This window comes from Pseudoalteromonas sp. AWM4_233 (assembly GCF_056158285.1).
The window spans coordinates 1,237,317-1,260,211 of sequence record NZ_JBSWSZ010000001.1; the positions used below are offsets into that span (position 1 = coordinate 1,237,317).

Sequence of the window (22,895 nt, forward strand, 5' to 3'; positions counted from 1 at the left end):
ATTGATATTATTTAAGCATTGATCACCAGTTGAATAACAACGCAGATACTGCAAGTAAACCAACCACTAATACAAAGTACGTGCTTAAACGACCTTTGTATTTATGTAGGCTTGGTACTTTGTAGATGGCGATGGTTGGCATGACGAATAAAATCATCGCAATGATAGGGCCTGAAATTGCTTCCATCATACCCAGAATGCTTGGGTTAATTACCGCACAAATCCAAATTGTGACAAACATCACTGCAACACCAATTTTATCCGCAGTCGCATTACCTAGTTTAGTTTGTTTAGTGACCAAACCATTAAAGCTTTCACGTGCACCTAAGAAGTGACCTAAGAAAGAAGACGTAATTGCAACGAATGCCACGAAAGGACCAAGTAGCGCAATATATGGGTTGTCATACACGTTAGCTAAGAATGATAGAACCGACACATTTGCTTCTTTTGCTTGTGCCATTTGCTCTGGTGTTAAAGAGAAAATGCAAGAGAACACAAAGAGTAATACAAATAAGATCAGCATTAAAGAGGTGTACTTTAGGATCTTTTCGCTCTTGCTCACTGCTTCAGATTTATAATGACGACGCTGCACATTGGCAAAGCTAGAAATAGCAGCTGCATGGCTGAATGAAAATACTATCACAGGTACTGATAGCCATAATGTGCTGCTCAGTTCACCGATATCTGGTGCAGACACTGCTGGCATTTGCCAGTTTGGAATAAGGTAAAGTGATAAGAAAAGTAAAATCGCGACTAATGGGTAAACTAAAGCAGAGAAGGCGCGCATCAGTAGCTTTTCACCACCCAGCATTAAACCAACCATAAAGGCAACAAGTACGCCAGATAGCGCAATTCGCGGAATAGATTCCATACCCAGTTGATTTACCATAAAGCTGTCTACCGTATTGGTTAGACCAACGCCATAAATAAGCAGAATAGGGTAGATAGAGAAGAAGTAAAGCAGTGAGATTAGGCGGCCCGCACCAGCACCAAAGTGCTCTTCAACCACGTCTGTGAAATCTGCGTTATCTTGCTTTGATGAGAGCACAAAACGGGCAAGACCACGGTGTGCTAAAAATGTCATTGGGAAGGCTAGTAAGGCCATAATTAGAAGTGGCCAAAAACCACCAATACCGATGTTGATTGGTAAAAATAAAATACCCGCACCGACCGCTGTACCGAATAGGCTTAATACCCACTGCGTATCGTGCTGAGTCCAGCCACCCCTACTGGCTGAAGACATATCTAACGTCATGGCTTCTGGGGAGTTACTCATACTTGTTGTCCTAGAAATTAATAAGAATTATTTTTCGCGCGCATAATATAGAAATTGGCGCAAAGATGCATTTATAAAGGCTTAATCGACACTGAACGGTGTAAAGGGAGTTTGACGAATTTGCAGTTTGTTCCTGGATTGGTTAATTTATGTGTTTGTTATTGCTTAAAGGACAGTCAATGCACGAGATATTGAAAATTGCTTTAATCGGAGACTTCGACCCACAAGTACTTGCCCACCAAGCGATTCCTAAGGCATTGAAATTAAATGCGTCTCAGAAGGTGGAGTATTACTGGATTCATTCATCAGAGGTCGACTTAAAAGGCTTATCTCAGTTCGATGGCATTTGGTGTGTACCGAAAAGCCCATATGATAATATGGAAAACGTTTTGTCTGTGATCCGTTTTGCTCGTGAGCATAAAAAACCATTCTTAGGTACTTGTGCAGGTTACCAACATGCCGTGCTAGAGTTTGCTCGAAATGCGTTAGGGTATGAACAAGCGGGTAATGCAGAAGTGGATTTAGAAACACCCATGCCTCTGATCAGTGCTTTAGTGTGCCGCTTAAATCATGAGCAACATGGCGTTACTTTAAAAGCAACCAGCAAAATACAAGGTCTGTATGATCAAAGAGAAATTACAGAAGAATTTAACTGCGGCTTTGGTGTGAACCCAAAATACCTAAACTTGTTTGCAGAAAGTGATTTGCTATTTAGCAGTGTTGACCACAATGGAGACCCAAAATCGTTAGAGCTGCAATCTCACCCATTCTTTATGGGTACGGCCTTTCAGCCAGAGCGAAGCGCTTTGCAGAATAAGCAACACCCAGTTATAAAAGCCTTTCTAAATGCTTGTCTAGGTTAGTTTAAAGCAGAGTAATAAAAATATTATTGCTCAGTCATCATATTTACCAATCTCAACTGCTATACTGCTTTTTAATCATAAGGTTAAAGAGAAGTAATATGAAATTAGTTTATTTGGTACTGGGCTTACTTTTTACGTGCTCGGTACTTGCAGAAGAAAAGAAACCTGAGCCTGAACCACTTGATCCTATGTACCATGGCCTTCATCCGATGGCATTGGTGAATAAAGGCTCCAATATTTATGCAGTAAATATGTCAGGTTATCGCCCGCCTCATGATCTTCAAATTGTGTATCAAATTAAAAACCCAGACGTTGCTTTCTTAAATTTGGTTAAAGATGCAGATCTGGTTACGATTAAACCGCAAACATTTAACATCCAGCGTTTGCTTCGAGGTGAAGAGATCACAGTCACTGCTGATGTTTATATGGGTCACTTTGACAGAGGCGGTAATTTATTTTACGCAAACCGTACCATAGAATTTACCGATAAAATTTATGCAAGAGAGTTTAAAGACTTACAAGATTCGACTCAGTGGCAAGATTATGATTATGTGGATATCAAAGGCAATGAACGTTTATATATCCACAAAATCCAAAAAGCTCCTAGCTATAGTCACTTGATTCATATTGATATGACTGGGGCTTGCTTGCAAAAATTCAGAACATCGAAGCGCGTGCCGAAAGAAAGCGAATTGACTTATAAATTTGTGAATTGTGGCACTTTAAAGCCGCTTTATTACGAAGCTGAAGACTTTCAAGAAAAGTAATGTATAAATTCTAATAAGCGCCTTAATCGGCGCTCTTTTTTTGCCAGTAACCCGCTAAAAGAGAGCCACTGATGTTGTGCCAAATTGAAAATAGCGTACCCGCAATGGCCGCTGTTGGGGTAAAAAATTTAATCGCAAGCGCCACTGCCAACCCAGAGTTTTGCATACCCACCTCAAACGCCACTGCGCGACAAACCTGCTCGTTAAAACCTAATTTTTTCGGTGCCCAGTAACCTAATGTTAGCCCGATAAGGTTATGGAGCATAACTGCTGCTACAATCAATAGGCTCAAGCTTTGCAGCTTTTGCTGGTTCAAGGCGACGATAATACTGATGATAAAAATGATTGCCAACATAGCAATTATTGGCAATTTGCTTTGTATCTTCGCAATAACATTGGAAAAGGTGTAGTTGAGCACACTGCCAGCTAAAAGAGGTAATAAGACAATTTTGGCTAAACTACTCAGCATCGAAAGCACAGGAATATCAACATTCTGACCAATTAATAGGCTTGTTAAAAGCGGCGTCATGAACACTCCAATTAAGGTACTGACTGCTGTCATGGTCACAGACAAAGCAACATCGCCTTTTGCCAAATAACACAACACATTACTTGCGGTGCCACCGGCAACAGCACCAACAAGCACCATACCAATTAGCATTTGAGTGTCTAATACAAAGAGTTGGCTGAGCAAAAAAGCGGTGATAGGCATGACAGTAAATTGCAAAATTAGACCAAGCCCCACGGCCTTTTTATTTTCAACGACTCGTTTAAAGTCTGCTGGTTTTAGCGTTAAACCCATCGTGAGCATGATGAACATTAACAGCGGCACAATACTGGATTTAAAACCTGTAAATAGGCTTGGGTTTAAGTAAGCAATAGCAGAGCTGATAGCAGCCCATAGAGGAAAAAGTTGAAGTGATAGATTCATCGTAGTTGGATGTGTTTTTTATTTCATACTACCCATTAATATTGTTGATTGATATAGCAAAAACACACATCATCAAATGTGCTTAATGTATTTGAATATTCAGAAAGTAATACTAAAAAAAGCAACTAGGTTTAAAGTGACCTTAGCACAATACCTAGTTGCTTTAATTGGTTATGATGTTGAATTAGTTCACTGTTACCGATAAACCACGACGCTTAAGTAAGGCTTCAGTCGTTGGCTCTTGTCCGCGGAATGCTTTGTAAGATTCCATAAGGTCACGTGTGTTGCCTACTTCAAGGATGTTCTCACGATACTTCTGGCCAATCTTACGGTTTAAACCACCTTGTGTTTGCACATACGCATACGCATCTGCCGCTAAAATTTCACTCCACATGTATGCATAGTAACCTGCTGCGTAACCACCCATTGAGTGATTAAAGTAGGCTGATTTATAGCGAGGCGGGATGTAATCAATGTTTACGTTATGTTTTTCAAGCGCAGCTTGCTCAAACTTAACTATGTCTTGCTTCGGTGCAGAAGCAGGTAATGAGTGCCATTCCATATCTAGCAGTGCAGCTGCAACATATTCAAAAGTATCGAAGCCTTGGTTGAAGCTACGAGATTCGATCACTTTTTTTAGTAAATCTTTTGGAATTGGCTCCCCCGTTTTGTAGTGTTTTGCATAGTTTGCAATAACTTCAGGGTACATTGCCCAGTCCTCTTCGAAAGTAGAAGGGAACTCTACAAAGTCACGAGATGTAGAAGTACCTGAAAGAGTAGGGTATTTCACTTGAGACAACATGCCATGAACACCGTGTCCCATTTCATGGAAAATAGTGGTCGCTTCTGAGTAACTGATAAGCGTTGGTTCACCCTCAGGGGCTTTTTGAATGTTCATCACATTCACAATCACAGGGCGCTGGTTGTCTAGGCCAGACTGTTTAACAAAAGCACTCTTCCATGCACCACCACGCTTACCTTCGCGGGCAAAATAGTCGGCGTAGAAAATAGCTAGGCTAGAACCGTCTTCGTCTAATAGTTCATAAGCTTCTACGTCTTCATGATAAACCGGTAAGTCTGGACGCGGCTTGAAAGTGATGCCGTATAAACGGTTCATAGTGAAGAACACACCATCTTTCAGTACACGATTAAATTCGAAATACTCTTTTACTGCGTTTTCATCTAGGTTGTACTTATCTTTGCGTACTTGCTCTGCGTAGAAGAACCAGTCCCATGGTGCTAGTTTGAAGTTTTCGCCAGAGGCATCAATTTTAGCCTGAATTGCAGCAGCTTCCGCATCTACATTTTGAAGAAGCGCAGGTACCATGCTTGAAAGCATATCTAACACAGCTTGTGGCTCTTTTGCCATTTGTGATTCAAGGCCAAAGTGCGCATAACTGTCATAGCCTAATAGTGCAGCGCGTTCAGCACGTAATTTAGTGATGGTAGGCACAATATCAGCGTTGCTGTTTTCACCTGTCAGAGCACGCTCAGCAGATGCACGCCACACTTTCTCACGAAGGTCACGATTCTCTAAAGAAGCAAGAATTGGTTGACGTGTCGTATTCGTGATTTTGATAAGGTATTTACCTTCATGGCCCGCTTCTGAAGCAGCAGTTGCTAGTGAAGCGATTTGCGCATCAGAGAGGCCTGCTAGTTGCGCTTTATCTTCAACAATAACGACATTGTTTTTAATCAGCGCCATAATGTTCTGGCTGAACTGAGTACCAATTGTAGAAAGCTCTTTGTTGATTTCACGAATACGCGTTTTTTGATCTTCGTTTAGTTTCGCACCTGAACGAACAAAGCCTTTATAAAGAACTTCTACGAGACGCTTTTCTTCAGCGGTTAGATTAAGTGCAGCACGTTGGTTATAAACCGCTTCAACACGTTCGAAAAGCGCTTTATTTAAGTTGATATTGTCGCCATGTGCCGCAAACTTTGGTGCCATTTCTGTTTGAATAGCGCGGCGTGCGTCGTTTGAGTCAGTACCGTTTAAGTTGAAGAAAATACGGCTTGCACGAGTCAGTAGCTCACCGCTTTTTTCCATCGCAACAATGGTATTTTCAAAGCTAGGTGCTTCAGTGTTATTCACAATAGCATCAATCTCAGCAAGTTGCTCTTTCATGCCTTGCTCGAAAGCAGGTACAAAGTGCTCGTCTTTGATTAAATCAAATTGTGGTGTTTGAAATTGCAAAGGGCTTTTCACAAAAAGTGGGTTTGTACTTTTAATTGAAGCAGAAACTTGCTCATTTTGCGCAGTGTTATTTGTTGTTGTATTGCTTGGCTCTGAGCAAGCACTTAATAAAAGTGCTGAACTAATAGCGGTAGCGATCAGTGTTTTCATTGTTTTTCTCTATTTATGTGTTTAAAACTAAGATGGTTAAAAGGAAAAGCGTGCACTTAAGGCACAATGGTCACTTAACATGTCGTCAATATTCATATTGTCGAAATAATGAAACTTTAAAGACTCATGGTTGTATTGAGTGCTCAATGCACTCGAGATAAAAATATGGTCAATTGGCGCTGGGTATTTCGGATGACAACCGGTTTTGCCGTCAGTGAGGTTTTGTAATTGCTTGTTAGGTAAGCTGGTGTAAGTAAATAAACCCGGTGAGTGAAATAAATCTTTTCTGAAGCGATTGTTAGGGTTCGCCAGTCTGTGATTGAAGTCACCTAACACAATCCAATTTTCTTGATTTAGTGGCTGAGATTCTAAATAGTCATCAAGAATCTTTACCTGTTGAGCAAGAACAGCGCAAGACTCTCTATCAGAGTCTAGGTAATCATCCACAAAGCAACCGCTTTTAAGGTGAAGATTGACGATGTGAAGCTTTTCATCTGCATGTTGAACAGTTAACTTTATCCCCTGCCTTAAACCTGGTCGAGGTATAGCAATGGCTTTTAGTTGTTCAACACTGTCTATTTTCAGTGAATTTCTTACCGCAAAAGCAGTTTTTTGCTGTGTCGATGTCAGGCCGCTTTCTCTACAGGTATAAGTTTGAGAATCAGGGCGGTCTGAGATGATTATTTGCCACTCATCTTCAGGAAAGATACGCGCTACTGCTTTGGCTGATTCAACTTCTTGTAATGCTACAACGTCTGCTTTTAGGTTACTTGCATATTCCTTTAGTTTTTCATAGTCAGTTTCATTGCGCGCTTTACACCCTTGGCCATTATTTTCAGCCAAATGTTCAATATTCCATGTAGTAACCACCAGAGATTCTTCTGGATTAGTAACCGTACTGCATGCGCTGAGTGCGATAGTGGCGCAACAAGTAAAAAGTGAGTGCTTGAAAAATTTATTCATCAACGTGCTTCTGAAAAACTTGAATATCGTGATATGTTATAAAGTAACATAAATTGATGCAATCTTTATTGCGTTAAATGGCAGAGGTGTACGATAAGTGGTAAGACCAAAACGTCATGTTCTGGATATGCCTTTGCCAAACCGAAATTTCTTTGGAAAGACATTTGCCGATATGCCATAGACTTCCAATAGTTCAAATATTGAAAATCATTGAGAGCACGCTGTATGGATATCAATGTTAGACCACAAAAGCATGTAGTTAAGTCGTCGGAGATAAAAATAATGCTGTTACCTGATATCACTTCGAATCAGAATAAAGAGTTTCCTACACATTTGAAGTGGGTAGGTATGGAGCAGATATCTGTGCCTTTACTCATTGAAGTTAATAAAAATTATAATGCTGTCAATGGGCAAGCAGACTTGTTTGTGAGCTTAGACAGTGACGCAAAAGGCATTCACATGTCGCGTTTATATTTACTACTGAATGAGTATATTGCAGGGCAAGAATTTAATCAGCAAACACTTGCAGCTATGATGGATGCGATGCTGAGTTCGCAAAAAGGCTTAAGCCAGCAAGCTAAGCTAAATCTAAAGTTTGAACTACCTATTCTAAAGCCTGCTTTGTTAAGCAGTAACAGCGGATATAATGCCTACCCAATTGAAATAGAGGCAGTACAAAGTAAGCAATCAATGCAAATTAATGTATCTTTGACAATACCTTACAGCAGCACTTGCCCATGTTCTGCCGCATTATCAAGGCAATTATTAAGTGATGCGGTAGAAGCTAAGTTCTCGCAGCAGACTCACATTGATAAGGCACAATTAAAAGCTTGGTTGGAGAGCAAAGAGGGCTCAATTGCAACTCCGCATAGCCAACGTTCGTATGCCTACATTCAGCTTTCACTAGCTCAGTCAGTATTTCCTAAACTTGCTGATTTGGTGACACTTTTTGAGCAAAGCATTGGCACACCGGTACAAACCGCTGTTAAACGAGAGGACGAACAAGCTTTTGCCGCACTTAATGCGGAGAATTTGATGTTTTGCGAAGATGCAGCCAGAAGATTGAAAGCGACGCTTGAGTCAATGAATTCAGTGACAAACTACCAGTTTAAAATCGAACACCAAGAGAGTTTACATGCGCATAATGCCGTTGTGTATGATAGTAAATTTAACTGTTATTCATAAATTGAAACAATTTAATAACCAGAGCGTACCGCAAACAATTGCTATTTTAGGTGCGCACATTAAAGTACCCGATTCTTTCCCTTTGGGGATAAGTGAAAACACTAACAAGCAGCTGAATCTAATAAAAATAGAAATTCAGCAATTATAATATTGAGGGAAATCATGCGTATTAAAGCATTAACAGCCGCGATTGTGCTTGCAGCAAGCAACTTTGCGATTGCTGACGAGGGTATGTGGCAACCACATCAATTACCTGAATTAGAGTCTGTATTAAAACAAAAAGGGTTAGAAATTGACGTTAAGTCGATCTCTAAACTAACAGAATTCCCAATGAATGCGGTGATCAGCCTAGGTGGGTGTACAGCATCTTTTGTATCACCGAAAGGCCTTGTGGTTACAAACCACCATTGTGCTTATGGTTCAATTCAGTACAACTCAACAACTGATAACAATATTTTAGAAAATGGCTTCTTAGCGAAAACACCATCAGAAGATCTACCTGCAGCACCGGGCTCACGCGTTTATGTAACTGAAGAAGTGACAGACGTGACTGCACAAGTAAACCAAGGTACAGATGGTCTATCGGGTAAAGCACGTTACGAAGCAATTGATAAAAACCGCAAAGCCCTCGTAGCTGAGTGTGAAGCTGACGGTAGCTACCGTTGTAACGTATATACCTTCCACGGTGGTCTTGAGTACTACCTAATTAAATCTCTTGAAATCAAAGATGTACGTTTAGCTTACACGCCAGCGATGGGTGTTGGTAAATACGGTGGCGATATCGATAACTGGATGTGGCCACGTCACACAGGTGACTTCGCTTTCTATCGTGCATATGTAGGCAAAGACGGTAAACCTGCTGAGTATTCAAAAGACAATGTACCATTTGCATCTGACTCATACTTAAGCGTGAGTGCCAAGGGCGTACAAGAAGGTGACTTTGTAATGGTAACCGGTTACCCGGGCCGTACTAACCGTTACCGTATTGCGACTGAAGTTGATTACGTGTTCAATACAGCTTATCCGCTAGCACGAAAGCACAACTCTAAGTATGTTGAACTAATTGAAGAAAATGCACCTGAAGGGTCTCAAGCGCGCATTGCTTACGAGAGCACCATTGCAGGTTACAATAACTACATCAAGAACTATGGTTCTATGATTGAGAGCTTCAAAAAAGGCTCAATGTATACGCGCAAGCAACAGTTCGAACAAGACTTAGCGGCTTGGATCAATGCCAATAGCGATCGTAAAGCAAAATATGGTTCAGTGTTAACTGATCTGAATAAATTAGTTGCTGAATCTCAAGCGCATAATCAACGTGACCGTATGCTAGGTTATGTGCACCGTTCACAAATGATTTCTACGGCACGTATGCTTTACCGTTTAGCAGTTGAAAAGCAAAAGCCAGATGCAGAGCGTGAGCGCGGCTATCAAGAGCGTGACTTACCACGAATTCAAGCGCGCCTTAAGAGTATGAGCCGCCGTTATGATGAAACGGTAGATAAGGCCATCTTACTTCACTTCTTAGAGCTTTATGCTGCATTGCCAAAGTCAGAGCGTTTAGTTGAAGTTGATAAAGCATTCAATCTAACTAATGGCTTTAATAAAGCGAAACAAAAAGCATTGCTAGATGACATGTATGCAAACTCTAAACTGGCTGATGAAAAAGCCCGTTTATGGATGGCAGAACTTGAGTTCTCACAAATTAACGCAAGTGCAGATCCATTCGTTCAATATGCTAAAGCCATCTTTACTGTGATGAAGCAAATTGAAGATCAAGACAAGGAGCTTGCGGGCAAACAGCAAGCGGCTCGTCCGGCATTAATGGAAGCAATCATCGCGTATAATAAGTCATTAGGTAAGCCAGTTTATGCTGATGCAAACAGCACATTACGTGTGACTTACGGTACCGTTGGCGGTTATTCACCGCAAGACGGTCTAGTGGCGACACCATTTACTTCTCTTGAAGGCTTATTAGCTAAAAACACCGGTGTTGAGCCGTTCAATTCGCCAGAGAAACAAAATGAATTAATTAAACAAAAACTTTACGGTGCATACACTGGCGGTATGAATACAGTACCTGTTAACTTCTTATCAAATGTAGATACAACGGGCGGTAACTCAGGTTCACCAACACTGAACGGTAAAGCTGAACTAGTTGGTTTATTATTCGACGGTGTGTACGAAAGTATCATAGGTGACTGGGATTATGACGCAAACCTAAATCGCTCTATCCACGTAGACTCACGTTATATGCTTTGGGTAATGGACAAAGTAGATAATGCACAAAACCTACTAAAAGAAATGAACATTGTTAAGTAATAGTTAGTTCTTAATTCATTCAAAAAGCGCTCATATTTTGTGAGCGCTTTTTTATTGCGCAAAGAAAATGACCCAAAAACTTTACATTAGTCGAAAAGTGTCGCAACTTGGAAAAAGAAATTTAGTGATTAATAAGTAATGCAAAGTTTTTTTAAGGAGTTAATTATGCGACTATTTCTGCGAGTTTTAGCGTTAGCAGGTTTTGTACTGGCTATCACCATAGGTGTTATTTCAGGCACTTGGAAGTATGCGATTGCTACTGCGGCATTGAGTACATTACTGTTTATTGTGACCTTTAAAAAACCTAACGAACCCACCCGCACAGCAACAAAAGTAGGTAAGGGCACTGATAACGCCAACGCCACAATCATAGCTGGTGCAAGTATCACAACTCACAACCTTTCAAATGATTCGTCGAGCTCATCTAGTAGTTTCGATAGTGGTAGTGGCGGTGGTGCTGACGGCGGCTGTTAAAGCTTATTGCAAGGAGCGTTAAATGCTTAATAGATATAACACTGGTCTAGTGATTGTAGATATTCAGGGTAAGTTAGCAACACTTGTTCATGAAAGTGAAGCGATGATTGCGCAAACTGTAAAACTGGTTCAAGCGGCAAAAATACTTGATTTACCTATTGTATTCTTAGAACAACTCCCTGAGAAACTTGGGCCCACGATCTCCGAATTGCAAGCGCATTTGGATGATATTCCTGCCATTGTTAAAAGTACATTTGATGGCTGTGGCAGTGAAGAGTTTTTACAAGCCATAGATGCTGCCAGTGTCGATAATTGGCTGGTTTGTGGTATCGAAGCCCATATTTGCGTATATCAAACGGCGATGAGCTTAAAACAAAGAGAGTTTGGTGTTGAGCTAGTACAAGATTGTATTTCTTCTAGAACACGTGAAAACAAGCAGCTTGCTCTGACTAAATTAAATCAAGCAGGTATTCAACTTACAAGTTTTGAAATGTGTTTATATGAGCTGATAAAAGACGCTAACGACCCTGTATTTAAACAAGTGTTACCGCTGGTGAAATGATCAAAACCGATCATTTCCCGTGCTATTCAAGTTATTGATTTTTGTTTTCCCCAGCATTTTTAAAAGTAGGTTTCTGAAAAAGCGCAACACCGGATATAAAACGGCTGAAACGCGCTTAGATTTAAATAGCCAATAATTCAATTTATTAAACACGCCAGAGCGTGAACTGATTAGCGCGAGGGCGTGAATGGCATCCGCACCGTAATAAATCACGCCACCCATCTTTAATACCATACCTTGATCAATATCAAGTCCGAGCTGAGTGATTTCTTCTAACACTTCACTGCTTTCTCGAGCATTGATAATTTTGAGCTCACCAATACTTTCTCGAATACGAACAACTTGGCAGTAGTTGTCACAGGCAGGGCAGTCTTTATCGTAAACCAGTAAAATTTCTTCTTTATTCATAAATTAACCCACTGTTGCTTTAAGCCGATAAAATGCACTAAACCAAACGACAAGCAAATGACCGAGCTCCAAATCCAAAACTCACTCGAGCGACCCATGGGGTTACTAATAAAGAAAAAACCAGCGACCCCTCGGGCGGTATAAATTAAAGTAATTAAGATTAAAGCGATTTTTAAAAGCGGTAATTTTGTAATAAGCCCGGCAGCAGAAAAGGCATAGGCAGACCAAATACAAAGCATGAGCACGATACCACTGGTGATGAAAGCGGGTTTATTACTGCCTTGCTCTGCAAGTTTTGCCATTTGCTCACCAGCACCAAAAAAGCGATACCAAGGTGCGCCAAAGTAAATGCAACCTAGATGCATAACTGCGGCTAGGGCACTTAAAGAGCCTGCTATTGTGAGGAAAATGTTCACTCTGAGTCCTGTTAAAATTTTCTTTAAACTTGATGGCTACTTTAACGTGTAACTATTTTGAATACATTAACTGATTGGTAAACAAACATTTCTAACATCATAGACTGTTAATGCTTTGGTTCCTCGCTAACTCAACAGTTTCTCGTATCTTTTTGATGACCAAGTCTGGCGCATCTTCTGGAATATTATGAGTCGCACCTGTTGCTATGATGTGCTCAGAATTGTTAGAAAGCGCAGCGATGCTTTTTTGCATGTCTTGCCATTTATCAGTAATGCTAAAAAATCGTGGGTTATCTGCATAAGCTTGTTTGTCATGACTGATTACCAGCATTTTTAAATTGCCAAAGTCATAGTCGAACGTTTCTAAAGGCGTATAAAAGCCTTTTTCATATCGATAGCTTGAAAGGACATGTGCGTATCTGAAGCTGCCATAATATTGGTCAAGTCGTTTTTGCATCGGTGTGTCATAGTGTTTGAAAATATTTTTTATATCAGATAATCCAAATGCAGCGTTGAGATACTGTAAGTTTTTAACCGAATCGGGAATTGGGTCGAACTTTCCTCGCATAATTTCATGCTGATATTCATGGGCAGAGTCTAAAAGGATAAGTGCAGCCAAGTTAATCTCATTTTTTGCTGCTGTTCTTCTAGAAATAATGCCGCCATAAGAGTGTGCGACTAAAACAACAGGTTCATTGCCAGCTATATGCTTTATCAGTGCAGTTTGCAGTGCTGACTTTTCATTTGTTGTAAAAGTAACTGGCACATTATCACTACCACCATGACCAAGTCTGTCGTAATAACAGCTAGTAAAGTTATTGGGTAAAGCTTTTGTGATAGTGTCCCAGCTTTGCTCTGAGTCTGCTGCAAATCCAGTTTCGAAGAACACAAAAGGCGCATTATTTCCTTTGCATAAATACCGAACTTGTTTGTTTTGATAAGTGAAGTATTGACCGGGCAGCTTAATGGTTTGGTGTTGAATAAAGGCAACAAAGCGAAGCAAGACATAGATGAATAATATGAGTGAAAAAGCAAAAAGAGCTTTGTTTGATTTTATGCGATGCGCAAATTTTGACATGGAAATTCTTCCCAGAAATTATCATTATTTTTGTATAACGATTCACAGCTTGAAAAGGGGTGAAAATAAATTTGAGAAATTTATTGTATTTTGACACTTCATCAAAGTGTCAAAATACAATAATACCCGGCCAGATTAAGCTACTTTTTCTTTCCCAATCAAGCTATCAATATCAACCTCGTCTATTTGTGAAGGGGCGAGATGTTGCTTGGCATAGTCCAAGTACACACCCGAGGTTAAAAATAGCTCAAAAACACCTGAGTCTATGTGTTGATCTTTCACCATAAACTGCATAATTTTCAGTGACTCTGATAAGGTTTTCGCTTTCTTGTAAGGTCTATCTGAAGCGGTTAAGGCTTCAAAAATATCAGCCACAACAAGGATGCGTTCAGGGATCGATAAGTCTTCTTTCTTCAGTTTTCTTGGGTAGCCTGTGCCTATTAAAGTTTCGTGATGGGTTGACGCCCAACGCGGTACATTGGCTAAATCATCAGGAAATGGCAGGCTGTCGAGCATTTTGATGGTGCTTATCATATGCTCATTAATTCTGAAACGGTCTTCATGCGTAAGTGTGCCGCGAGAGACTGTTAGGTTATAAAGCTCGCCTTTATTACTAAGTAGATCTGGGGTGTCCATTTTGATCCCATATTTTTCGGCATACTCAGGCTTGATTGTTCTGGGTTGAAGATGCTCAGTTTTATCACTGAGCAGCATTTCAACACAAGGCAATGGGGTTTTTAACCCGTGTTTGGCTTCCAGTTCCAATTGCGATAAACCAAGCGTATCGTCAAAGTGGCGCTCCCAAGTAATAACAGATAAATTTTCAAGACGTGCCACTGCTTCCTCACAGAGGTATTCTCCACCTTGATTACACTTTGCAATAAATGCAAAGTCATCTTGTAGTTGTTTGAACTTTCTCTCAAGTTCGATTTTGTAAAACGCCTGAGATTCTGGGTGAAGCTGTGTGTTTTGGTGGTAGTCAATGATTGCGTCTCGATATAAAACTTCAAAACGCATGCGAATTTCATGTATACGATTATAAATCGTTTCTAATTTGGTTGCTTTGTCTACGATATATTCGGGTGTGGTGATTTTGCCACAGTCGTGTAACCACGCAGCCATTTTAAATTCACGTTTTTGTTCAGCGGTTTTCAAATTGAAACCACTAAACATGCCATAATTAGCCGACGAGGCAGCTTCCGCTAACCGAATCCCTATATCTGGCACGCGTTTACAGTGACCTGCAGTATAAGGTGATTTGTCATCGATGGCTTGTGCTATTAGCTCTACAAACGACTCTAATAATTCAGCTTGCTGTTTTTCATGTTGTTTAATTGAGGCCGACATCTCAGCTAAAGACGCGCCAAGCTGATCAAGCTCTTTAATGTTACTATGCTCAATAGCAACGTCATCGTACTGCCTACGTTTGATTTTTCTGTTCTGTGCCATAAGTTTGTGGATGGGCTGCACTATGGGGGCTGAAAACAAGTAAGACAAAGGAAGCAAACAAACAAGGCATGCTGCAGTGAGGAAAATAGATACTTTTACTTGGTCTAAGCTTTTTTGATACAGCTGGTTAGTTGGGGTGACAATAGCGAAAAAGGTTTCTTGTCTGTCATTTACTTTAACAGGGCTGATATAAACATATGTTTCTTGATTATCGATGCTGACAGTGAGCAGAGTATTTTGCAGATTATTTTCGCTGATCGCTTCTAATAAGACTTTGTGAGGAACAGCAAAGGCATGGGTGCTAGATTGGTGAGGATCAGATTTCGTTAACCATTTATTCCGCAGGTTTGCCTCTTGAATATCAGAAATACTTGCCATTGCACGATTTATAATTGGAATTAGGTTCTCAAACTCTGGTTTGAGAAGTAAATGTAAATTAGACGGAAAATCATAATGTGAGAATGATAGAGGCTCATTGACTATCACATCTTCTATAAAAAACTGAGACTGTGTTTGTAAAAGTGATAAATGGCTATCAAGCCCAGCGTCTGCTTGGCCACTTTGTACTGCGAAAAAGACGTCTCTAATGGTGTTTACTTCTAAAAGATTGATTGCGGGAAACAGTTGTTTTAGTGGCTGGATAATTGACCAACCTTTCGCAATTGCTAAGGTTTTACCATTAAGATCAGTAATAACATTAATTTTAGAGGCGTTAGCTCGAGTGACTGTGGCATAGGGTAAATTGAGGTAAGGTGCAGACATGAAACCCATACTTTCATTTTCAGGCGTTCTATAGATTGCCTGTAGCCCATCTAATTCATTATTTTTATATTTGCTAATGAGCTCTGGCCAAGTAAAGCCATTCACAAACTCTATTTCTAATCCTGTCATTTGAGCTATTAGGTTCAATTTATCAACTGAATAGCCTCTTGGTTGACCAGAAATGGCAAAGTCGATTGGACTCCAGTCTTTTGAATTAGATATTTGCAATGACGGTGCATTGCGGACGATTTCTTTTTCACTTTCTGTGAGTGAAAAATTGCTATATTCGAAGCTAGCATTTTCTGAGGCTAGTTGTTGATTGGTTGCAATAACCTCACCGGTTGCCTGATAAACAAATAAGTTACTTTCTATGGCGAGACTATGTTTCTTTAGATACATAGATAAGCTAGAAAGTGCAATATCAACACCTAATACAGCTTCTGATGCTAGCATGTTTTTAGAGTAGGTTAACCCAGGTGCTTCTAGAGACTTAAATTGATAAGGTGCTGACTTATAAACCTGTTCATGACTTGCACCTTTAAACCAGGGGCGTGCTCTCGGGTCGAATTCATGGGATTCACTGTAACTGATACGAGGCGTTAAGTTTTGATCTAAAAAAGTGACGGTTCTAGTCGGTATATCAGCATTTGGCGCTATTTCAATTTTTAGCCACCTATCAGAAGCCAAAGCGTTCAATTGAATTTTAATCTCTTGGGAGTTTAGATTGATAAGTTGTCCAAAATGGCCAGAAGGGTGGCCAATGAAAATAGAGTAATAAAGTGGGTTTTTTTCCATTGCTTTGGAAAACATTTGCAGTTGCTCTGTCGATAATCCTTCGACTTGGTTAAAGCGATTATTAGTAGAAAGTAACTCCGTCAATTCACTGGCTTGGTGATCAATCGCCGCTAAATAATCTCGTGTATATTCAGATGACATCTGAAACTGCTCAAAAGCACTTTGTTTCGCTTGCTGAATAGAAAAGTGATACTGCAGTAAAATGGCAATGCCTGCAGTTAATGTAGTTGCAATGACAAAAATTGAAAAGAGCGTCAATCTAATCGAAAAACGCCACCTCGTTGTTGAGGGCATGAACACATCCTTGCATGCTTATAAAATAAACTAGTTCCTAGCTTAGAAAAGGAATCACAATATTTCCAATGAAAGTTCCTCAAATTTCATTAGGTTAATTCCCAGTATGGTGTTTCTTCAAAGTGTGCTTTTAAATAGTCGATAAAAACACGTACTTTGGGTGCGAGTAATCTAGAGCTAGGGTAAACGGCCCAAATAGAGGTATTGCTAACAAGCGGTGTATCGGTGAGCACAGGGACAAGCTGTTTGGCTTGAATTGCCTTGTATGCGCACCACTGCGAACAAATAGTTAGGCCTAGTCCATTGATTGCCGCATCACGGATCGCTTCGCCGTTATCTGCACGCAAAAAATGTTTGATTTTAATTGACTGATGCCCTTCGTTAGTTTGAAAAGTCCAAGTATCTAGGCCCATGAGATCGATACATTGATGATTATGTAAGTCACTAGGCTGGTTTGGGGTACCATGTTTATTTAAATAGTCCGGAGATGCGCATACAAGGCGAGTATCTTTTGCAATCTTGCGAGCGATCAGACTTGAATCATTTAAAGCGGCGTTGCGAATAGCCACATCAAATCCACCCTCGACCATATCAACAATACTGTCACTTAACCTAAGGTCTAAGTTTAAATCTGGATATTGAGCCATAAAGCCGTTTAGAGCTGGTATAAGGTGCATTCGCCCAAAAGAAGCGGGTGCTGTAATACGCAGTCTACCTGAAGGAGACATATTACCAGAGCCAACAGAAGCGAACGCGACATCAACACTACTCAGTACCTCTTGAGCATGGGGCAAAAATACGATGCCATCTTCAGTTAATGATACTTTTCTTGTGGTGCGATGTATCAAGCGCACACCTAAGCTTTCTTCTAGTCTACTAATATGACTGCTGGCAACGGCAGGAGATAAACCTAACTCTTTGCCTGCTAGACTGATGTTGTGACAGGCTGCAATGCGAATGAATAACTTTAAATGCTCAATGTTCAAATTTTTACCTGCTAAGTTTGACGTTCGATTATCAATAAAATATTGAAACTGATTTCAAATATATCGTTATTATCAATTCCCTGTCTAGTGAGTAAACTGGCTACATCACAACGGAGGATAAAAATTATGCAAGCAATGGTTATTGAGCAATTTGGTGGTATAGACGTTTTTCAATTTAAAGAGGTTTCAACGCCTCAGGTAAAGCCTGGCCATGTTGTTTTAAAGGTCGCAGCAACCAGTGTGAATACCGTCGATATGATGATCCGAGAGATGGGGGATGCACTGCCGTTATCTCCAGCGCTTCCTGCTATATTGGGAATGGACTTTGCCGGCACAATTACCGAAGTTGGCGAGGGGGTAACTCAATTCAAAGTGGGTGATGAAGTGTATGGTTGTGCTGGTGGCTTGGCGGACTTACAGGGAGCACTGGCTGAATATATGCTCGCAGATGCAAATTTGATCGCATTAAAACCTAAATCCATTTCAATGAAAGAGGCAGCTGCTTTACCACTGGTTGGGATCACTGCGTTTGAAGGTCTTACAAGAGCTGGTGTTAAACAAGGTCAGAAAGTTTTAGTGCATGGCGGCTCAGGTGGTGTCGGACATATTGCGCTGCAGCTTGCAAACTATTTTGGCGCTGAAGTGTATTCTACCGGAGGCGGTGATGCGCAGTTATTTTTAATAGAGTCTCTGGGCGCTACGGGCATAAATTACCGAAATGACACTGTTGAAACTTATGTTGCCAAATATACTGATGGTCAAGGTTTTGATGTTGTTTATGACTCTGTCGGTGGTGCGAACATGCTCAATTCATTTGAAGCAGCGACTTTGAATGGTCAGGTGATAACGACCGTTTCTTTACTTGAACTCGACCTAAGCTTAGCGCATTTTAAAGGGCTTTCCTTACATGTGGTATTTATGTTGATCCCCATGTTACATAACCACAAGCGTGCAGTTCATGGTGAAATATTGTCGTCATTGGCAAAAATAGTGGATGAGGGTAAGTTAAAGCCGGTTGTTGATGAACAAGTCTTTAGTTTAGACCAAGTCGGTGAGGCTCACGCTCGACTTGGCAGTGGTAAGGCGATGGGGAAAGTTGTCGTAACGGTCTAAATAGATATAAAAGTGAGTAAAGCCCAGTTGATACCTAAACTGGGCTTTTTTGTATTTGTGCTTGGTTATTCAGGAATAAATTCAAAAGAAGCCGCGCGAGAAAGACGGTTGTTAACTGCCTGCCAGTCGTCGCTCACAGGTGGTGTTTCAACAAAGATTTTAGCCGGTGTCCGTTTATCTAAACAGTATAAATCGTAGTAAAGGCCTTTACCGTAACCGGCGGCGTCGCTGGCGATTTGCTTGATGAATTCTGGCTGTAAATCGAGTGCATTCAGCTCGGCTAAAACTTGCTCTGAGTAGGCAAGTACCGCGATGTTTTTGTTGCTTTCATTTTCAATAGCCTGTTTAAGCTCATCGGTTTTAACTAAAGTCACCGGTGCATTTGGTTGGTAGTGGGCTTTAACGTTACCTGGCACTGCTTCGTTATGCTCCATCGGCGTTGTAACTGGTTTACCTAAGCATTGCTCAATCTCAGTAGCTGAAATTGGACCTGCACGTAAAACTCTTAGTGCATCTGATGTTAAATCTAAAATGGTCGATTCAAGCCCATGCTCACACGCGCCACCTTCTAGAACCGCAGGAATTCGACCTGTTAATTGCTCAACCACTTGCTCAGGTACTGTTGGGCTTAATTGCTTATAGCGATTTGCCGAAGGTGCTGCTAACCCTGTGTCTAAATCAATTAACACTTTCAAAAACAGCGGGTGAGAAGGCACGCGAAGTGCGATGGTGTCTTTACCACCAGTAACTGGGTTATTTAGCCCAGCTTTGGTGTTTAAAATAACCGTTAATGGCCCCGGCCAAAATGCGTCTGCGAGTTTTTGTAGATCTGAAGGCTCTGAGTCAGCCCAACGTGCAATATGTGTTTCATCAGGAATATGCACGATTAAAGGATGATTTGATGGGCGACCTTTTGCGGCAAATATTTTCGCCACGGCTTCAGGCTGCGTTGCATCTGCAGCAAGGCCATACACGGTTTCAGTCGGTAGGGCGACACATTCACCTTGTTGTAGAAGCTTAACGGCTTGGGCGATCCCTTCGTCTCCGGTGAGAAGCTCGAGTGTTTCAAATTCATTCATAGGTAAACCTTAAGGATTACAGAGCTGACAATAATAGGGATCGGCAGCGGTTTGTTCGGTATTTTTTAATTCAGTATGGTCGCAGCATTCACAGTGATATTTATGCTGCTTTATTTGTTGTGTTGCAAGGCCGCATTGTTCACAAGGCAAACCTGCAACGGCTTCTTTTGCAACAAAATTTTTGGCATTGCACTTAGGGCAAATGGCATTAAGCCTGTTTGCTAAATCGTCAGCAGCTTTACTGATCATTTGTTGGCGAAGCGGGCAGTGCATAGCGCGTAAATCTGGCTCAATTAACGCCTCGGTTAATTGCTTGTCAGCTAAAGTTTCAATCAACGTTTCGCTGCTTAACCCTTTTAAGATTTGCTCATCAAATTTCAGCAACCAACGCTGACCTTGAAAATGATTTAGCTTTTTTAACAAGGTATCGCGGCAAGTCTCATTGTTTACTTGGATACTCGAGATTGCAAAAGGCCCAGAGGCGGTTGCGTAAATTGCTTGCCCGGTTGCACGTTCATAAAAACATAAAATCTCGTCGTTCCAGTTCACTATGCCCGGGTAAGGACCATTGCCAAAACTCCCTTCGCTGCCCAAACCAAATTCGGCACCGAGCAACTCACACGCCATTCTCGCTTTTTTTAAAGCCGCTTCTTTAGGGCTGAGCGTACGTTCTATGTCGCCTGCGAATGTGCCTAAGCTATCGGTGTCAAACGCATTGCTTTCAACCACATCAAAGCCAAGCGGCGCGAGTGCATTTGCGATGCACTTAGCTTTATCATGTTTAGTGATAAGTACAGCTTGATTCATTAATGACCCGACCTTAAAACAACTCAATTACCGAAACGAGATTAAAATAGCAAAAGCTCAAAGCTCTGATAAAAACAGGCTTTAAAAAGGGGCGCTATTATACGGTGAGTTGTATAAATTTGTCACTATTTTCGCCTTGTCAGATGGGGAAGTGGGACGTATGGTTTTTAAATCTGGCGAAGATGGGTGAAGAAAAGGAGAAACTGGGTGTTTCTCCATAAATAATCTGAGCTCAGGTTAAATACGTAAACTTACTTGCCTATCATTTTAGTTGGGCTTTGTGCTGCAAGATACGCAAATACAGCGTAAACTGCTACGTTCTGGTTTAACTTTGCAGGGTCGATTTTATCTAACGTGTCATCAGCAGTGTGGTGGAAGTCAAAATAGTCAGTACCATCTTGATGTAGAGAGAAAATAGGCACGACTTTAGAGTCTTTAAATGGAATTAGATCAGGGCCACCAAAAGCGTTGTTACGCGCATCGTATTTAACCCCTAAGTCTTTTAAATGCTTAGCAATCGCGCGCACAGTCGGTAATGAGTTTGAAGCAACGCGAGATTCAACTGCATAGATAAGATCGGCACCAAAGTCAGACTCCGCCGCTGCAACAATATTACCTAGCTCATCTTGGTGCTTCTTCACATAAGCTTTCGCACCCCAAAGACCTTGCTCTTCAGCGGCGAATAACACTACGCGTACACTGCGTTTGGTTTTTGTTAGCTCGCTAATGTGTTTTGCCGCGGCCGTGATAATCGCCACGCCCGCGCCGTCATCAAGTGCGCCTGTGCCTAAATCCCACGAATCTAAATGTGCACCTAACAGCACGTATTCGCTTGGCTTTTCTGTGCCGGTAAATTCACCAATGACATTGTAAGAAGTGCCCATGCCTTTTGATTCAGCTTGTACGTTTAAATTAACTTCAACTTTATGACCCAGTTGCAATAAACGTTCAATTTGGTCGGCATCTGGGTTTGCCAGTGCGACGGCAGGAATGGCCTTAATGCCATCTTTATAATGGTTACCGCCAGTGTGTGCAAAACGGTGTTTTGCAGTACTGACCGAGCGCATCATAAATGCCACAGCGCCTTTTTGGCTGGCAACCACGGCACCTCGGTTACGCGCCTGTACAGCAGGGCCGTAACTGTTGCCGTCTAGGCTGCGGTCCATACGGTAATTGATAAAGACAATCTTACCTTTTGCGGCATTTTTAGGTGCTGCTTCTAGCTCTTCTAAGGTTTCAAAGATGACAATAGGTGCGCGCGTACCATCTTTTGGTGTGCTGACACTGTTGCCAAGTGCGGTGATGTGGATAGGTTGTTTTGACGGCAGAATAATTTCGGCAGATTCAGAATAGCGCAACCAAGCAGGGAATTTTGCAGGTTCTTTCCAAACTTTGTCGAAGCCCAAACGCTTTAGCTCTTTCATCGCCCAGTCTACGGCTTCAAGATCTTTAGGCGTGCCCGCCATACGCGGCCCAACTTCGGTGGTTAGCCTTGCCACAATATCGTAAGCCAATTCGCTATTGAGTGACTTTTCTTTTAATTGTTCGGTTACTTCAATTGTTTGTGCATCAAAGGTGTCGGCAGCAAAAACGTTGGCGCTTAACACCAAGGCTGCCAATAATAACTTTTTCATTTTTATAAGCCTGTTGTAAATATTACTACTATTTTGGAACGTTCTAGGTGGGTGTGCAACTATACGCGATGAATCACAAACAGCTTATCGATTTGTGATAAATAAGCCAAACAAAAAAGCCCCATTCAATCGGGGCTTACTAGGGCGTGTTGACCTTTGCTGTTTGTTTTTGCAGCAGTGAGTTGGGTATTTAGACCAGGAAGAGGCTGCGTAGCATAGTTGTTCTATGTAAGTCAGCCGATAACGCCGAATAAATGACCAACTAGCGCTGCTCGAAGAGTTCAACCAAAAGCTTCCACTACTTTGTCATTAGCCACTTGCATAACCCATTATGCTTCGTAGCTCATTTCGTGTACTGAAAGCTTTTGATTTGAACAAAATTCA

Annotated in this window: 19 protein-coding genes; 7 read left to right on the forward strand and 12 right to left on the reverse strand. The window is 41.2% G+C overall.

What is annotated here, in order from left to right:
* Window positions 1-22 precede the first annotated feature (22 nt).
* Entirely contained in the window at window positions 23-1,276 is a 1,254-nt protein-coding gene (locus ACXAC4_RS05470; RefSeq protein ID WP_475159623.1) for an aromatic amino acid transport family protein, read from the reverse strand.
* Window positions 1,277-1,455: 179 nt separating this feature from the next.
* On the opposite strand from ACXAC4_RS05470, the gene ACXAC4_RS05475 reads away from it, so the two are divergent.
* Both ACXAC4_RS05475 and ACXAC4_RS05480 read left to right on the forward strand, forming a co-directional pair.
* Complete coding sequence (locus ACXAC4_RS05475; protein WP_475159625.1) at window positions 1,456-2,139, forward strand: CTP synthase C-terminal region-related (seleno)protein; 684 nt, start codon at window positions 1,456-1,458, stop codon at window positions 2,137-2,139.
* A gap of 98 nt (window positions 2,140-2,237) precedes the next feature.
* On the forward strand, window positions 2,238-2,906 hold the full coding sequence (locus ACXAC4_RS05480; RefSeq protein WP_475159626.1) for a hypothetical protein: 669 nt from the start codon (window positions 2,238-2,240) through the stop codon (window positions 2,904-2,906).
* Window positions 2,907-2,928: 22 nt separating this feature from the next.
* On the opposite strand, the gene ACXAC4_RS05485 is transcribed toward ACXAC4_RS05480, so the two are convergent.
* The 3 genes from ACXAC4_RS05485 to ACXAC4_RS05495 form a co-directional block, all read right to left on the reverse strand.
* A complete protein-coding gene (locus ACXAC4_RS05485; protein ID WP_475159628.1) occupies window positions 2,929-3,837 on the reverse strand; it encodes a bile acid:sodium symporter family protein in 909 nt (302 codons plus the stop codon).
* Window positions 3,838-4,021: 184 nt separating this feature from the next.
* The gene (locus ACXAC4_RS05490; RefSeq protein WP_475159630.1) at window positions 4,022-6,184 is read right to left on the reverse strand and encodes a M3 family metallopeptidase; all 2,163 of its coding nucleotides are present in this window, start codon (window positions 6,182-6,184) and stop codon (window positions 4,022-4,024) included.
* Window positions 6,185-6,220: 36 nt separating this feature from the next.
* Window positions 6,221-7,147, reverse strand: coding sequence for an endonuclease/exonuclease/phosphatase family protein (locus tag ACXAC4_RS05495; protein ID WP_475159631.1), 927 nt, complete (start codon window positions 7,145-7,147; stop codon window positions 6,221-6,223).
* A 225-nt stretch (window positions 7,148-7,372) separates the two neighbouring features.
* Here ACXAC4_RS05495 and folE2 point away from each other — a divergent pair, with 225 nt between their 5' ends.
* The 4 genes from folE2 (at window position 7,373) to ACXAC4_RS05515 (ending at window position 11,690) form a co-directional block, all read left to right on the forward strand.
* Complete coding sequence (folE2, locus tag ACXAC4_RS05500) at window positions 7,373-8,332, forward strand: GTP cyclohydrolase FolE2 (protein WP_475159633.1); 960 nt, start codon at window positions 7,373-7,375, stop codon at window positions 8,330-8,332.
* A 162-nt stretch (window positions 8,333-8,494) separates the two neighbouring features.
* Window positions 8,495-10,654, forward strand: coding sequence for a S46 family peptidase (locus tag ACXAC4_RS05505; protein ID WP_475159634.1), 2,160 nt, complete (start codon window positions 8,495-8,497; stop codon window positions 10,652-10,654).
* A 165-nt stretch (window positions 10,655-10,819) separates the two neighbouring features.
* Window positions 10,820-11,128, forward strand: coding sequence for a hypothetical protein (locus ACXAC4_RS05510; protein WP_475159636.1), 309 nt, complete (start codon window positions 10,820-10,822; stop codon window positions 11,126-11,128).
* A gap of 22 nt (window positions 11,129-11,150) precedes the next feature.
* Complete coding sequence (locus tag ACXAC4_RS05515; RefSeq protein ID WP_475159638.1) at window positions 11,151-11,690, forward strand: hydrolase; 540 nt, start codon at window positions 11,151-11,153, stop codon at window positions 11,688-11,690.
* Here the strand turns inward: ACXAC4_RS05515 and ACXAC4_RS05520 are convergent, their stop codons facing one another.
* From ACXAC4_RS05520 to ACXAC4_RS05540, 5 genes are all read right to left on the reverse strand, one after another.
* The gene (locus ACXAC4_RS05520) at window positions 11,691-12,098 is read right to left on the reverse strand and encodes a DCC1-like thiol-disulfide oxidoreductase family protein (protein WP_475159640.1); all 408 of its coding nucleotides are present in this window, start codon (window positions 12,096-12,098) and stop codon (window positions 11,691-11,693) included. It lies immediately after the preceding gene.
* Window positions 12,095-12,514 carry a hypothetical protein gene (locus ACXAC4_RS05525; RefSeq protein ID WP_475159641.1) on the reverse strand — a complete coding sequence of 140 codons (420 nt, stop codon included), beginning with the start codon at window positions 12,512-12,514 and terminating at the stop codon, window positions 12,095-12,097. Before ACXAC4_RS05525 ends, ACXAC4_RS05520 begins: the two co-directional genes overlap by 4 nt.
* Before the next feature lie 97 nt (window positions 12,515-12,611).
* On the reverse strand, window positions 12,612-13,592 hold the full coding sequence (locus ACXAC4_RS05530) for an alpha/beta fold hydrolase (protein WP_475159643.1): 981 nt from the start codon (window positions 13,590-13,592) through the stop codon (window positions 12,612-12,614).
* A gap of 135 nt (window positions 13,593-13,727) precedes the next feature.
* Entirely contained in the window at window positions 13,728-16,892 is a 3,165-nt protein-coding gene (locus ACXAC4_RS05535) for an HD domain-containing phosphohydrolase (RefSeq protein ID WP_475159644.1), read from the reverse strand.
* Window positions 16,893-16,981: 89 nt separating this feature from the next.
* On the reverse strand, window positions 16,982-17,878 hold the full coding sequence (locus tag ACXAC4_RS05540) for a LysR family transcriptional regulator (RefSeq protein WP_475159646.1): 897 nt from the start codon (window positions 17,876-17,878) through the stop codon (window positions 16,982-16,984).
* Window positions 17,879-18,004: 126 nt separating this feature from the next.
* On the opposite strand from ACXAC4_RS05540, the gene ACXAC4_RS05545 reads away from it, so the two are divergent.
* On the forward strand, window positions 18,005-18,991 hold the full coding sequence (locus ACXAC4_RS05545) for a zinc-dependent alcohol dehydrogenase family protein (protein ID WP_475159647.1): 987 nt from the start codon (window positions 18,005-18,007) through the stop codon (window positions 18,989-18,991).
* 65 nt (window positions 18,992-19,056) lie between these two features.
* Here the strand turns inward: ACXAC4_RS05545 and ACXAC4_RS05550 are convergent, their stop codons facing one another.
* The 3 genes from ACXAC4_RS05550 to ACXAC4_RS05560 form a co-directional block, all read right to left on the reverse strand.
* The gene (locus ACXAC4_RS05550) at window positions 19,057-20,070 is read right to left on the reverse strand and encodes an L-threonylcarbamoyladenylate synthase (protein ID WP_475159648.1); all 1,014 of its coding nucleotides are present in this window, start codon (window positions 20,068-20,070) and stop codon (window positions 19,057-19,059) included.
* 9 nt (window positions 20,071-20,079) lie between these two features.
* Window positions 20,080-20,877: a DUF6671 family protein gene (locus ACXAC4_RS05555; RefSeq protein WP_475159650.1), complete on the reverse strand. Its 798-nt coding sequence runs from the start codon at window positions 20,875-20,877 to the stop codon at window positions 20,080-20,082.
* Between the two features lie 251 nt (window positions 20,878-21,128).
* The gene (locus ACXAC4_RS05560) at window positions 21,129-22,511 is read right to left on the reverse strand and encodes a M20/M25/M40 family metallo-hydrolase (protein WP_475159652.1); all 1,383 of its coding nucleotides are present in this window, start codon (window positions 22,509-22,511) and stop codon (window positions 21,129-21,131) included.
* Between the last annotated feature and the right edge of the window lie 384 nt (window positions 22,512-22,895).